This window comes from Luteimonas marina, from assembly GCF_007859325.1.
GTDB classification, from domain to species: Bacteria; Pseudomonadota; Gammaproteobacteria; order Xanthomonadales; family Xanthomonadaceae; genus Luteimonas; species Luteimonas marina.
Window position 1 is genome coordinate 120044 of the sequence record NZ_VOHK01000007.1, and the last position, 13040, is coordinate 133083.

The 13040-nt window shown below is 70.0% G+C and carries 9 protein-coding genes; 3 read left to right on the forward strand and 6 right to left on the reverse strand.

The annotated features are described in order from the left end of the window. The first annotated feature begins 130 nt into the window (after positions 1–130). A complete protein-coding gene (locus FQY83_RS15760) occupies positions 131–3370 on the forward strand; it encodes an efflux RND transporter permease subunit (protein ID WP_146388934.1) in 3240 nt (1079 codons plus the stop codon). On the opposite strand, the gene FQY83_RS15765 is transcribed toward FQY83_RS15760, so the two are convergent. Continuing rightward, complete coding sequence (locus tag FQY83_RS15765; protein WP_146388935.1) at positions 3353–4243, reverse strand: LysR family transcriptional regulator; 891 nt, start codon at positions 4241–4243, stop codon at positions 3353–3355. The genes FQY83_RS15760 and FQY83_RS15765 overlap by 18 nt on opposite strands. Positions 4244–4447: 204 nt before the next feature. On the opposite strand from FQY83_RS15765, the gene leuC reads away from it, so the two are divergent. Both leuC and leuD read left to right on the forward strand, forming a co-directional pair. Then, the gene (leuC, locus tag FQY83_RS15770) at positions 4448–5875 is read left to right on the forward strand and encodes a 3-isopropylmalate dehydratase large subunit (RefSeq protein ID WP_146388936.1); all 1428 of its coding nucleotides are present in this window, start codon (positions 4448–4450) and stop codon (positions 5873–5875) included. A gap of 10 nt (positions 5876–5885) precedes the next feature. Then, positions 5886–6533, forward strand: coding sequence for a 3-isopropylmalate dehydratase small subunit (leuD, locus tag FQY83_RS15775; protein ID WP_146388937.1), 648 nt, complete (start codon positions 5886–5888; stop codon positions 6531–6533). A gap of 160 nt (positions 6534–6693) precedes the next feature. On the opposite strand, the gene gdhA is transcribed toward leuD, so the two are convergent. From gdhA to FQY83_RS15800, 5 genes are all read right to left on the reverse strand, one after another. Then, positions 6694–8034, reverse strand: coding sequence for an NADP-specific glutamate dehydrogenase (gene gdhA, locus FQY83_RS15780; RefSeq protein ID WP_146388938.1), 1341 nt, complete (start codon positions 8032–8034; stop codon positions 6694–6696). A gap of 141 nt (positions 8035–8175) precedes the next feature. Continuing rightward, on the reverse strand, positions 8176–9237 hold the full coding sequence (gene leuB / locus FQY83_RS15785) for a 3-isopropylmalate dehydrogenase (RefSeq protein WP_146388939.1): 1062 nt from the start codon (positions 9235–9237) through the stop codon (positions 8176–8178). Between the two features lie 120 nt (positions 9238–9357). Further along, complete coding sequence (locus FQY83_RS15790; RefSeq protein WP_146388940.1) at positions 9358–10908, reverse strand: 2-isopropylmalate synthase; 1551 nt, start codon at positions 10906–10908, stop codon at positions 9358–9360. Further along, on the reverse strand, positions 10905–12023 hold the full coding sequence (locus FQY83_RS15795; protein WP_146388941.1) for a threonine dehydratase: 1119 nt from the start codon (positions 12021–12023) through the stop codon (positions 10905–10907). Before FQY83_RS15795 ends, FQY83_RS15790 begins: the two co-directional genes overlap by 4 nt. After that, entirely contained in the window at positions 12023–12925 is a 903-nt protein-coding gene (locus FQY83_RS15800) for an aminotransferase class IV (protein ID WP_146388942.1), read from the reverse strand. Before FQY83_RS15800 ends, FQY83_RS15795 begins: the two co-directional genes overlap by 1 nt. Positions 12926–13040 lie beyond the last annotated feature (115 nt).

Here is a 13040-nt window from a genome sequence, read left to right on the forward strand (position 1 = left end):
GATGGGGGAAAGCGCCGAAGTCGATTTCGACCAAGGTGTCGCGATGGGAGCGATGCGGTTTTCGGACTGCCCCCCACCCCAACCCCTCCCCCGCAAGCGGGGGAGGGGCTCTATCCGGGGAGGCTGACGCATGCGCTTCAACCTCTCCGAATGGGCGCTGCGCAACCGCAGCCTGGTGCTGTACGCGATGATCGTGGTCGCGGTCGCGGGCGTGTTCTCGTACCTGGAGCTTGGCCGCTCGGAGGATCCGCCGTTCACCTTCAAGGTGATGGTGGTCCGCACGCTGTGGCCGGGCGCGACCGCCGACGAGGTGGCGCAGCAGGTCACCGAGCGCATCGAGAAGAAGCTGATGGAGACCGGCGACTACGAGTTCATCCGCTCGTACTCGCGCCCGGGCGAATCGCAGGTGATCTTCATGGCACGCGATTCGATGCGCTCGAAGGAGATCCCCGAACTCTGGTACCAGGTGCGCAAGAAGGTCGGCGACATCCGCGCGACCCTGCCCGAGGGCACCGTCGGCCCGTTCTTCAACGACGAGTTCGGCGACACCTTCGGCAACATCTACGCGCTCACCGGCGAGGGCTTCGACTACGCGGTGCTGAAGGACTACGCCGACCGCATCCAGCTCGAACTGCAGCGCGTGCCCGACGTCGGCAAGGTCGAGCTGGTCGGCCTGCAGGACGAGAAGATCTGGATCGAGGTCAGCAACACCAAGCTGGCCACGCTCGGCGTGCCGCTGGCGGCGGTGCAGCAGGCGCTGGCGCAGCAGAACGCGGTGACGCCGGCAGGATTCTTCGAAACGCCCAGCGACCGCGTGCAGTTGCGCGTCGACGGCGCGTTCGCTTCGGTGGACGAGATCCGCGAATTCCCGATCCGGGCCGGCGACCGCACGATCCGGCTCGGCGACATCGCCACCGTGACCCGCGGCTTCGCCGATCCGGCGGCGCCGCGGATGCGCTTCATGGGCGAGGACGCGATCGGCATCGGCGTGTCGCTGCACGAGGGCGGCGACATCTTGCGGCTGGGCAAGACCCTGGAGCACGAGTTCGCGCGGCTGCAGCGCACACTGCCGGCGGGCATGGCGCTGCGCAAGGTCGCCGACCAGCCGCGCGCGGTGCAGGACTCGGTGGGCGAGTTCGTCAAGGTGCTGGCCGAGGCGGTGACCATCGTGCTGCTGGTCAGCTTCTTCTCGCTCGGTTTCCGCACCGGGCTGGTGGTGGCGGTGTCGATCCCGCTGGTGCTGGCGATGACCTTCATCGTCATGCGCTATTTCGACGTCGGCCTGCACAAGATCTCGCTGGGCGCACTGGTGCTGGCGCTGGGCCTGATGGTCGACGACGCGATCATCGCGGTCGAGATGATGGCGATCAAGATGGAGCAGGGCTTTGATCGCTTCCGCGCGGCGAGCTTTGCCTGGACCAATACCGCGTTCCCGATGCTGACCGGCACGCTGGTGACGGCGGCGGGTTTCCTGCCGATCGCGACCGCGGCCTCGAGCACCGGCGAATACACGCGATCGCTGTTCGAGGTGGTGACGATCGCGCTGCTGGTGTCATGGGTGGCGGCGGTGCTGTTCATTCCGTACCTGGGCGACAAGATGCTGCCGGACCTGCACGACCGGCATCGGCAGCCGTCGCTGTGGGAGCGCCTTTCAAGCTCCCTCCCCCGCCTGCGGGGGAGGGCCGGGGAGGGGGCGCGCCGTGAAGCGGCGCGGAGCGACGATACTGCGACCGGGTTGCCCCCACCCCAACCCTCCCCCGTGAACGGGGGAGGGGGCAACAGCAAGAGCGGCGCGCATCACGATCCGTACCAGCGCCCCTTCTACCGCCGCTTCCGCAGCCTGCTCGACTGGTCGCTGCAGCACCGCTGGCTGGTGATCGGCGCCACGGTCGCGGCCTTCGTCGCCTCGATCGCGCTGTTCCGCTTCGTGCCGCAGCAGTTCTTCCCGGATTCGACCCGGCTCGAGCTGATGGTCGACGTCGAGCTGGCCGAAGGCAGCTCGCTGCGCGCGACCGAGGCGCAGGTGCGCCGGCTGGAGGCGCTGCTGGACGGGCGCGAGGGCGTCGACAACTACGTCGCCTACGTCGGCACCGGCTCGCCGCGCTTCTACCTGCCGCTGGACCAGCAGCTGCCGCAGGCCAACTTCGCCCAGTTCGTGGTGATGTCGAAGGATGTCGCCGCGCGCGAGGCGCTGCGCGGCTGGTTCATCGACGAGGTGGCGCCGATGTTCCCGGAGCTGCAGCTGCGGGTGACGCGGCTGGAAACCGGGCCGCCGGTCGGCTATCCGATCCAGCTGCGGGTGTCGGGCGAGCACGTCGAGCGCGTGCGCGCGCTGGCCGAGCAGGTCGCCGACAAGGTGCGCGCGAACCCGCACGTGGCCAACGTCAACCTCGACTGGAGCGAGCCGAGCAAGGTCGTGCGGCTGCGGATCGACCAGGACCGCGCGCGGGCGCTGGGCGTGAGTTCGCAGCACGTGGCCCAGTTCCTGTCGGGCTCGCTGAGCGGGCTGCAGGTGAGCACCTACCGCGAGGGCAACGAGCTGGTCGGCATGCTGATGCGCGGCCCGGCCGACGAACGCGCGCGGCTGGACCTGCTGGGCAGCCTCGCGATCCCGACCGAGAGCGGGCAGTCGGTGCCGCTGTCGCAGGTCGCCACGCTCGAATACGTGTTCGAGGACGGCATCATCTGGCACCGTGACCGCCTGCCGACGATCACCGTGCGCGCCGACATCCGCGACGCCCTGACGCCGCCGACCGTGGTCGCGCAGATCCTGCCGACGCTCGACGAGGTCCGCGACGCGCTGCCGGAAGGCTACCTGCTGGAAACCGGCGGCACCGTCGAGGACTCCGCGCGCGGCCAGGACTCGATCAAGGCCGGCCTGCCGCTGTTCCTGTTCGTGGTGGTGACGCTGCTGATGCTGCAGCTGCGCAGCCTCTCGCGCACCGCGCTGGTGCTGCTGACCGCGCCGCTGGGGCTGATCGGCGTGACCCTGTTCCTGCTGGTATTCCGGGTGCCGTTCGGCTTCGTGGCGATGCTGGGCACGATCGCGCTGGCCGGCATGATCATGCGCAACTCGGTGATCCTGGTGGACCAGATCGAGCAGGACATCGCCGCCGGCCACGCGCGCTGGGACGCGGTCGTCGACGCCACCGTGCGCCGCTTCCGCCCGATCGTGCTGACCGCGCTGGCGGCGATCCTGGCGATGATCCCGCTCTCGCGCAGCGTGTTCTTCGGGCCGATGGCGGTGGCGATCATGGGCGGCCTGACGGTCGCCACCGTGCTGACCCTGCTGTTCCTGCCGGCGCTGTACGCGGCGTGGTTCAAGGTGCGCCGGGACGAGCCGCAGGCGGAGTCAGTGCCCGTGGACTGATGCAGGCCCGGCGGCATCGTCGAGCAGCGCCATGAACGCGCGCGCGGCATTCGACAGCGTGCGCCCGGCATGGGTGACGTAGCCCAGCTGGCGTCGCAGCGCCACGCCGGGCACGCGCAGCACGACGGTCTGCGCGTCGAGCATCGTGTGCGGCAGCACGCTCCAGGCCAGGCCGACGCTCGCCAGCATCTTCAGCGTCTCCATGGTGTTGGTGGTCATGCGCAGCCGCGGCGCCAGGCCCTCGGCGGCGAAGCGGTCGGCGACGATGCGGTGGGTGAAGGTGTTGGCGTCGGGCAGCACCGCCGGGTGCGCGGCGAGGTCGCCTAGGGTCACTTCGCCGCGCCCGGCCAGCGGGTGCTCCGGCGCGACCACGAACTCCAGCGGGTCGTCCCAGACCGGCACCGTGCGCAGCGGCGCCGCCGCGGGGCCGAGCGTGGTGATCGCCAGCTCCAGCCGGCCGTGCAGCACCTCGGCCCAGGCCTGCTCCGAGTCGAGGAAGCGCAGGTCGAGCGCCGCCTGCGGGTGGGTCTGGCCGAAGCGGCGCAGCAGCGGCGGCAGCCGGTGCAGGCCGATGTGGTGACTGGTGGCGAAGCTCAGCCGGCCGCCGACCTCGGCGTCGAGATTGCCGAGCGCGCGGCGGGTGTCCTCCAGTTCGGCGAGGATGCGCCGGGCGCGCGGCAGCAGGGCCTGGCCGGCCTCGGTCAGCGCCACCTCGCGGCCGATGCGGTCGAACAGCCGGCGGCCGAGCTGGGCCTCCAGCGCGGCGATGCGCTTGCTGACCGCCGGCTGGGTGAGGTGCAGGCGCTCGCCGGCGGCCGAGAAGCCGCCGCTGTCGGCGATGGCGAGGAAGGCCTCGAGGCTGGCGAGGTCCATTTCATTCTCATTGGTTATTCGATGAATGAAAAATATGAATTTGTTTTATGGAACGCAACTGCCTAGCATCGGGTTTCCAGCCCCGGTGGGCGGAAGGTTCGGACAGCTGTCCGTGCCGTCATCCCGGCGAAAGCCGGGATGACGGCACGAGTGGTTGTCCTGGCTTCCCGCCCCCATCGCCAGAATGCAATCGAGGCAGCGTCCATGTCCGGCAAGACCCTGTACGACAAGCTGTGGGAGATGCATGAGGTCAAGCGTCGCGACGACGGCTCCTCGCTGATCTACATCGACCGCCACATCCTCCACGAGGTCACCTCGCCGCAGGCGTTCGAAGGCCTGCGCCTGGCCGGACGCAAGCCCTGGCGCATCGACGCCAACATCGCCACCCCCGACCACAACGTGCCGACGACGAAGGCCGAGCGCGCCGGCGGCCTGATGGCGATCGCCGACCCGGTCTCGCGCCTGCAGGTGGAGACGCTGGACGGGAACTGCGACGACTTCGGCATCCTCGAGTTCAAGATGAACGACGTGCGCCAGGGCATCGTCCACGTCGTCGGCCCGGAGCAGGGCGCGACCCTGCCGGGCATGACCGTGGTCTGCGGCGACTCGCATACCTCCACGCACGGTGCCTTCGGCGCGCTGGCGCACGGCATCGGCACCTCGGAGGTCGAGCACGTGCTGGCCACGCAGTGCCTGGTGGCCAAGAAGATGAAGAACATGCTGGTGCGCGTGGATGGCGAGCTGCCGTTCGGCGTCACCGCCAAGGACATCGTGCTGGCGGTGATCGGCAGGATCGGCACCGCCGGCGGCAACGGCCACGCGCTGGAGTTCGGCGGCAGCGCGATCCGCGCGCTGTCGGTCGAAGGGCGCATGACGATCTGCAACATGGCCATCGAGGCCGGTGCGCGCGTGGGCATGGTCGCGGTCGACGACAAGACCATCGACTACGTGAAGGGCCGTCCGTTCGCGCCCAAGGGTGCCGACTGGGACGCGGCCGTGGCCGCGTGGCGGGACCTGGTGTCCGACGGGGATGCGCACTTCGACACCGTGGTCGAGCTGCGCGCGGAAGACATCCGGCCGCAGGTCAGCTGGGGCACCTCGCCCGAGATGGTGCTGGCGGTGGACCAGAACGTGCCCGATCCCGATCGCGAGGCCGATCCGGTGCGCAAGGATTCGATCCAGCGCGCGCTGAAATACATGGGCCTCGAAGCCAACCAGCCGATCACGACCATCAGGCTCGACCGCGTCTTCATCGGCTCCTGCACCAACTCGCGGATCGAGGACCTGCGCGCGGCGGCCGAAGTCGCGAAGGGCCGCAAGGTTGCCGCGAGCGTGAAGCAGGCGCTGGTGGTGCCGGGCTCGGGCCTGGTCAAGGCGCAGGCCGAAGCCGAAGGCCTCGACAAGGTCTTCCTCGACGCCGGCTTCGAATGGCGCGAGCCGGGCTGCTCGATGTGCCTGGCGATGAACCCCGACAAGCTCGGCAGCGGCGAGCACTGCGCGTCCACTTCCAACCGCAACTTCGAGGGCCGCCAGGGCGCCGGCGGGCGGACCCATCTCGTCAGTCCGGCGATGGCCGCGGCGGCGGCGGTGGCTGGACACTTCGTCGACGTGCGCGAAATGATGCAGGCCTGAGGAGACGCCGATGAAAGCCTTCACCACCCACACCGGCCTCGTCGCCCCGCTCGACCGCGCCAACGTCGACACCGACCAGATCATCCCCAAGCAGTTCCTCAAGTCGATCCGGCGCAGCGGCTTCGGTCCCAACCTGTTCGACGAGTGGTGCTACCTCGACGTCGGCGAACCGGGGCAGGACAACAGCCTGCGTCCGCTCAATCCGGACTTCGTGTTGAACTTCCCGCGCTACGCCGGCGCCAGCGTGCTGCTGGCGCGCGAGAACTTCGGCTGCGGCTCCTCGCGCGAGCACGCGCCCTGGGCGCTGGACGAGTATGGCTTCCGCGCGGTGATCGCGCCGAGCTTCGCCGACATCTTCTACAACAACAGCTTCAAGAACGGGCTGCTGCCGATCGTGCTGCGCGACGCGGAAGTCGATGCGCTGTTCGGGCAGTGCGAGGCGACCGAGGGCTACGCGCTGACCGTGGACCTCGCCACGCAGACCGTCACCCGGCCCGACGGCGTGCAGTACGCGTTCGAGGTCGACGCGTTCCGCAAGCACTGCCTGCTCAACGGCCTCGACGACATCGGCCTGACCCTGCAGGAGCGCGAGGCGATCGCCGCGTTCGAGGCGCGGCACCGCGCCGCGCAGCCTTGGCTGTTCGGCGCGGCAGGCTGAGCCCGGCGCAGGTGTGAATGCCAGGCCTGTCATCTCGAACGCAGTGAGAGATCTGCTCTGCTGACGATGCTGCCGGAGGCAGATCTCTCACTGCGTTCGAGATGACAGCGTTCCTGCGGCGTCGAGCGCAGGCAACTTCAATACACGCCCTGCGCCAGCATCAATACACGCCTTGCGCCAGCATCGCGTCGGCGACCTTGACGAAGCCGGCGATGTTGGCGCCGTCGACGTAGTTGACGCTGCCGTCCGTGCGCTTGCCGTGGCGGACGCAGTGGCCGTGGATGTCCTTCATGATCGCGTGCAGGCGTTCGTCCACCTCGGCGTGGTGCCAGGACAGGCGCAGCGCGTTCTGGCTCATCTCCAGGCCCGAGGTCGCCACGCCGCCGGCGTTGCTGGCCTTGCCCGGCGCGTACAGCACGTGCGCGTGCTGGAACACGTCCACCGCCTCCAGCGTGCTCGGCATGTTCGCGCCCTCGGCCACGCAGACCACGCCGTTGTCCACCAGGGTGCGCGCGTCGTCCTCGTCCAGTTCGTTCTGGGTGGCGCAGGGCAGGGCGATTTCGGCCGGGACGTGCCAGGGGCGGCGGCCGGGCAGGTATTCGAAGCGGCGGTCGTCGCCGAGTTCGGCCAGGCGGCCGCGGCGCTCGTTCTTCAGCGTCGCGACCTCGGCCAGCGCGTCCTCGTCGAAGCCGTCCTTCGCATACAGCGTGCCGCCGGAGTCGGACAGGGTCAGCACCCTGCCGCCGAGTTCGAGCGCCTTGAGCGCCGCGTACTGCGCGACGTTGCCCGACCCCGACACCAGCACGCGCGCGCCCTGCGTTTCGCGGCGGGCGTGGTGCAGCATCTGCTCGACGAAGTAGACCGTGCCGTAGCCGGTCGCCTCCGGCCGCATCAGGCTGCCGCCGTAGGCCAGGCCCTTGCCGGTGAACACGCAGCCGGCCTGGTTGGACAGCTTCTTCATCATCCCGGCCATGTAGCCGACCTCGCGCGCGCCGACGCCGATGTCGCCCGCCGGCACGTCGGTGTCCGGGCCCAGGTGGCGGTACAGCTCCAGCATCAGCGCCTGGCAGAAGCGCATCACCTCGCCGTCGCTGCGGCCCTTGGGGTCGAAGTCCGAGCCGCCCTTGCCGCCGCCCATCGGCAGGGTGGTCAGGGCGTTCTTGAAGGTCTGTTCAAAGGCCAGGAACTTGAGGATCGACAGGTTCACCGAGGGATGGAAGCGCATGCCGCCCTTGAACGGGCCGATCGCCGAGCTGTGCTGCACGCGCCAGGCGCGGTTGACCCGCACCTGGCCGTGGTCGTCGACCCAGCTGACGCGGAACTGCAGCACGCGCTCGGGTTCGACCAGCCGCTCCAGCAGCCCCTCGCGGGCGTATTCGGGATGGCGTTCGAGGAACGGCCACAGGCTGGCGGTGACCTCCTGCACGGCCTGCAGGAATTCGGGCTGCTGCGGATCGCGCTGCTGCACGCGCGCGATGAACTCGTTCCTGCTGCCGGGCATTGCGTCCTTCCTGTGATTGCAGGGCAGCCGGATGCGTTTGCCGCACCGCTGCCAGTCGTAGGAGCGGCTTCAGCCGCGACCCGTGGTGAACCCCATCCGCGATGGTCGCGGCTGAAGCTGCTCCTACGGTTGTTTTCGGGATCAGGCGCCGAGGCGGTCGATGACCGCCTGCGCGGCGTCGGCGGTCGAGACCGCCTGGCCGGGCGCGGCGAGGTCCGCGGTGAACACCCGGTCGTCGAGCGCGCGATCCACTGCGTGCTCCACCGCCTGCGCCTCCTCCTCCAGTCCGAGCGAATGGCGCAGCAGCAGGGCGGCGCTGAGGATGGTGGCGTAGGGGTTGGCGATGCCCTTGCCGGCGATGTCGGGCGCCGAGCCGTGGATCGGCTCGTAGATCCCCACCTTGCCGGCGCCCAGCGAAGCCGAGGCCAGCAGGCCCAGCGAGCCGGCCAGCATCGAGGCCTCGTCGGTGAGGATGTCGCCGAACATGTTCTCGGTCACGACCACGTCGTAGGCGCGCGGCTTCGACAGCAGGTGCATGGCCATCGAGTCGACCAGCTGGTGCTCGACGGTCACGTCCGCGAACTCCTCGCGCATCACCCGCGTGGTCACGTCGCGCCACAGGCGCGAGGTTTCGAGCACGTTGGCCTTGTCCACCGAGGTGAGGTGGCCGCGGCGGCTGCGCGCCAGGGTCGCCGCGCTGCGCACCACGCGCTCGATCTCGGCCACGGTGTAGCGGCACAGGTCGGTGGCGTCGGTGTCGCTGCGGGTCTTGTCGCCGAAGTAGATGCCGCCGGTCAGCTCGCGCACGACCACGATGTCCACGCCTTCGAGCAGTTCCGGCTTGATCGGCGAGGCGCCCAGCGCGGCCGGGTGCGGACGCACCGGGCGCAGGTTGGCGAACAGGCCCAGGCCCTTGCGGATCGCCAGCAGGCCCTGCTCGGGACGCACCTTCGCGTTCGGATCCGACCACTTCGGCCCGCCGACCGCGCCCAGCAGCACGGCGTCGGCCTGCTTCGCGGCTTCGAGCGTGGTCGCCGGCAGCGGTTCGCCGTGGCGGTCGATGGCGATGCCGCCGATGTCGTGCTCGCGGAACGCGAAGGCGTGGCCGTGGCGTCTGGCGATGGTCTCGAGCACCGGCAGGGTGGCGGAGACGATTTCGGGGCCGATCCCGTCTCCGGGCAGTACGACGATGTCAGCGTGCATGGGCATGTGGTCGGGTGTGGAAGCGGAGCGGGGCAGCCTGCGGGCTGCCCCGGAGCAGGGATTACGGTGGCGATGGCGGGCGGACGCGCGGAGCGCGCCTGCGCGGGCGACGCGCCGGGATCAGGCGTTCGCGACCTTGCCGACCGAGGGCGAGCCGGCCGGCTTCCTGCGCAGGATGCGGTTGGCGACGTCCAGCCAGGCCAGCGCGCTGGCCTCGATGATGTCGCGGCTGGTGCCGCTGCCCTGGTACTCGATGCCGTCGTGGTGGACGCTGAGCGAGGCCTCGCCCTGCGCGTCGGCGCCGAGGCCGACGCTGTGCACGCTGTAGCTCTCCAGCGACAGCTTCACGCCAGTGGCGTTTGACAGCGCCGCGAACAGCGCATCCACCGGACCGTCGCCGAGCGCGCTCTCGTTGAACCTGCGGCCGTCCGGGGCGGACAGCTCGACCTGCGCGCTGGCGCGCTGGCCGCGGTCGCTGATGGTCATCGACGACAGCCGGTAGCCCTGGCCGCTCACGCCGCCGTCGATCAGGCGCTCGAGGTCCTCGTCCTCGACCACGCGCTGCTCCTCGCACAGTGCCTTGAACTGGGCGAACACCTGGTCGAGCTGCTCGTCCTCCATCGTGTAGCCCAGCGCGCGCAGGCGGTGCTCGAGCGCGGCGCGGCCGCTGTGGCGGCCCAGCACCATCTTGGTGTCGGGCCAGCCGACGTCGGACGGATTCATGATCTCGTAGGTGTTGCGGTTGCGCAGCATGCCGTGCTGGTGGATGCCGGACTCGTGCGCGAACGCGTTCTCGCCCACGACCGCCTTGTTGCGCTGCACCGGCATGCCGATCAGGCGCTGCAGCAGCTGCGAGGTCGGCACCAGCCGGCGCGTGTCGAGCCGGGTGTCGATGTTGTAGAAGGCGTTGCGCACCTTCAGCGCCATCGCCAGCTCTTCCAGCGCGGCGTTGCCGGCGCGCTCGCCGATGCCGTTGATGGTGCACTCGATCTGGCGCGCGCCGCCCTCCATCGCCGCCAGCGAGTTGGCCACGGCCAGGCCGAGGTCGTTGTGGCAGTGGGCGCTGAAGATCACGTCCTTCGCACCGGGGATGTTCGCGATCATGCGCTCGAACAGCCCGCGGATCTCCTCGGGCGTGGTGTAGCCGAGGGTGTCGGGCACGTTGATCGTGGTGGCGCCGGCGGCGATGGCCACGGCGACCGCCTCGTGCAGGAAGTCCTCTTCCGTGCGGGTGCCGTCCTCGGGCGAGAACTCGACGTCGTCGACGTAGCTGCGCGCCATCGCGACGTGGGTGCCGATCGATTCGATCACCTGTTCCTTGCTCATCCGCAGCTTGTGCTCGCGGTGCAGCGGGCTGGTGGACAGGAAGACGTGGATGCGCGGCTTCGCGGCGCCTTCGAGCGCGCGCGCGGAGGCCTCGATGTCGCCGGGCAGGCAGCGCGAGAGCACGGCCAGGGTGGGGTCGCGCAGTTCGCGCACGATCTGCGCGGTGGCCTCGCGGTCGGACTGCGAGCTGGCCGGGAAGCCGGTCTCGATGATGTCGACGCCAAGTTCGGCCAGCGCGCGCGCCATCACCACCTTCTGCTGCGGGGTCATGCTGCAGCCGGGGGACTGCTCGCCGTCGCGCAGGGTGGTGTCGAAGATGCGTACGAATTCGGGGGTGGTGTTCATGCGAGGAGTTCCTCGGGTAGATCCTTGCTGATGTTACTAGGTACGGATGTCAGCCGCGGTTGCGCTGCGTCATTGGCGGGGAGAAGGCCGGCGGGACGCGGGGGTTGCTGCTTCGCCGCCGGCAATGGAAGTCGTTCCTGGGTGCGGCGGCGCGGCTTGCGCGGCGGGCGCGGGCGCACTTCGGAGAGCAGGGTCGCCAGCACGCCGGCGTCGACGTTGCCGCCCGAGACCACCGCGCACTTGCGCTTGCCGGCCACGCGCTTGCCGGCGGCCAGCGCCAGCGCACCGGCGCCCTCGGCGATCACGTGCTCCTCCAGCGCCAGCCGGACCAGGGTCTCGCGCAGCTCGGCCTCGCGCACGATGACCACGTCGTCGAGCAGGTCCTTGAGCAGGTGCTCGGTCAGGTAGCCCGGCTCCTTGACGCGGACGCCGTCGGCCAGCGTCGCGACGGGGTCGCGCAGGCTGCGGTCGCCCTTGAGCGCGCGGGTCATCGCGTCAACGCCCTCGACCTGGGCGCCGATGATGCGCACGCCCTGCGATTTCAGCGCCAGCGCCACGCCCGAGGCGAGGCCGCCGCCGCCGATCGGCACCAGCACCACGTCCGGGTTCATCGCCGCGGCGATCTCCAGCCCGACCGTGCCCTGGCCGGCGATCACGTCGGCGTCGTCGAAGGCCGAGAGCAGGCGGAAGCCGTTCTGTTCGGCCAGTTCCCTGGCGAAGGCCTTGGCCTCGTCGTAGGTCTCGCCGTGCAGGCGAACGGTCGCGCCCCAGTGGGCGACGCCGGCGACCTTCGTTTCCGGCGCGGTTTTGGGCATCACCGTGATCGCGGGGATGCCGAGCCGGTATGCGGCCCAGGCCATGCCCTGGGCATGGTTGCCGGCCGAGGCGGTGATGACGCGGCGGTCGTCGCCGCGCTCGCGCGCGGCCAGCAGTGCGTTCAGCGCGCCGCGCACCTTGTACGAGCCGGTGCGCTGCAGGTTCTCCAGCTTGAGCCAGCAGCCGAAGCGCTCGGCGTAGTGCGTCGGGGTGACGTCGAGGTACTTGCGCAGCCGCGCCTGCGCCGCCAGCACGTCGCCGGCGGTCACGGAAATGGTGCTGGCTACGGCAGGGTCCATCAGACTTCGGTCAGCCAGTGGCGGTGCGCCGCTTCCTGCCCGCGCACGACGCGGCCGTACAGCGCCTGCAGCTCGCGCGTGACCGGGTTGTCGCCGTACTCGCGGTCTTCGATCTGCGCCACCGGCGCGACTTCGGCGGCGGTGCCGCAGGCGAAGACTTCGTCGGCGTCGAGCAGTTCGGCCAGGGTCACCGCGCGCGACTGCGCGCCGGTGAGCTCGATCAGGGTGTCGCGGGTGATGCCGGGCAGGGCGTCGCGGTGCTCGACCGCCGTGACGCGCCCGTCCTTGACCAGGAACACGTTGGCGCCGGTGCATTCGACGACGTTGCCGTCGCGGTCGGTGAACAGCGCCTCGTCGAAACCGCGTGCCTTGGCCTCGCGCTTGGCGAGGATCGAGTTGACGTAGCCGCCGCACAGCTTCAGCGGCGGCAGCGAGTCGGCGGGGTTGCGCCGCCAGCGGCTGACGCCGAGCCGCGCGCGGGTGCCGTTGAGGTGGACCTGGGTAGCGGTGGTGGCGACCATCATGTGCGGGACGTGGCCTTCCACGTCGAGGCCGAAGCTGCCCTCGCCGAACCAGGCCAGCGGGCGGATGTAGGCGTCGCGGTGGCGGTTGGCGCGCAGCGTCGCCAGCACCGCCTCGGTGGCCAGCGCGGGATCGAAGGGCAGGGCGAACATCCCGGCGCCCCGGCGCATGCGCTCCAGGTGCTCGGGCAGGCGGAACACCGCCGCGCCGGTTTCGGTGGCGTAGGCGCGGATGCCCTCGAACACGCCGCTGCCGTAGTGCAGGGCGTGCGTGGTCAGGCCGGCCTGCAGGGTGTCGCCTTCGACCAGCGCTCCGTCGAACCAGGCGACAGGCTTGGCGGCGTGTGCAGCTTCGGTGATGGGGGTGACGGTGGCGGTCATGGGGATTCTGGCGTGGGTCTTGATACTTGACGTTCGTCATTCCCGCGAAAGCGGGAATCCATTGGCTTTTGCGGCGCTTGCCGGAGACGAAACGCAAAATGGATTCCTGCTTTCG

Excerpts from the sequence above, each read along its gene's own strand:
- leuC (WP_146388936.1), top strand. The coding sequence starts at position 4,448 with ATGTCCGGCAAGACCCTGTACGACAAGCTGTGGGAGATGCATGAGGTC.
- FQY83_RS15765 (WP_146388935.1), bottom strand. The coding sequence starts at position 4,243 with ATGGACCTCGCCAGCCTCGAGGCCTTCCTCGCCATCGCCGACAGCGGC.
- FQY83_RS15795 (WP_146388941.1), bottom strand. The coding sequence starts at position 12,023 with ATGGACCCTGCCGTAGCCAGCACCATTTCCGTGACCGCCGGCGACGTG.
- FQY83_RS15790 (WP_146388940.1), bottom strand. The coding sequence starts at position 10,908 with ATGAACACCACCCCCGAATTCGTACGCATCTTCGACACCACCCTGCGC.
- leuD (WP_146388937.1), top strand. The coding sequence starts at position 5,886 with ATGAAAGCCTTCACCACCCACACCGGCCTCGTCGCCCCGCTCGACCGC.
- FQY83_RS15760 (WP_146388934.1), top strand. The coding sequence starts at position 131 with ATGCGCTTCAACCTCTCCGAATGGGCGCTGCGCAACCGCAGCCTGGTG.
- FQY83_RS15800 (WP_146388942.1), bottom strand. The coding sequence starts at position 12,925 with ATGACCGCCACCGTCACCCCCATCACCGAAGCTGCACACGCCGCCAAG.
- leuB (WP_146388939.1), bottom strand. The coding sequence starts at position 9,237 with ATGCACGCTGACATCGTCGTACTGCCCGGAGACGGGATCGGCCCCGAA.
- gdhA (WP_146388938.1), bottom strand. The coding sequence starts at position 8,034 with ATGCCCGGCAGCAGGAACGAGTTCATCGCGCGCGTGCAGCAGCGCGAT.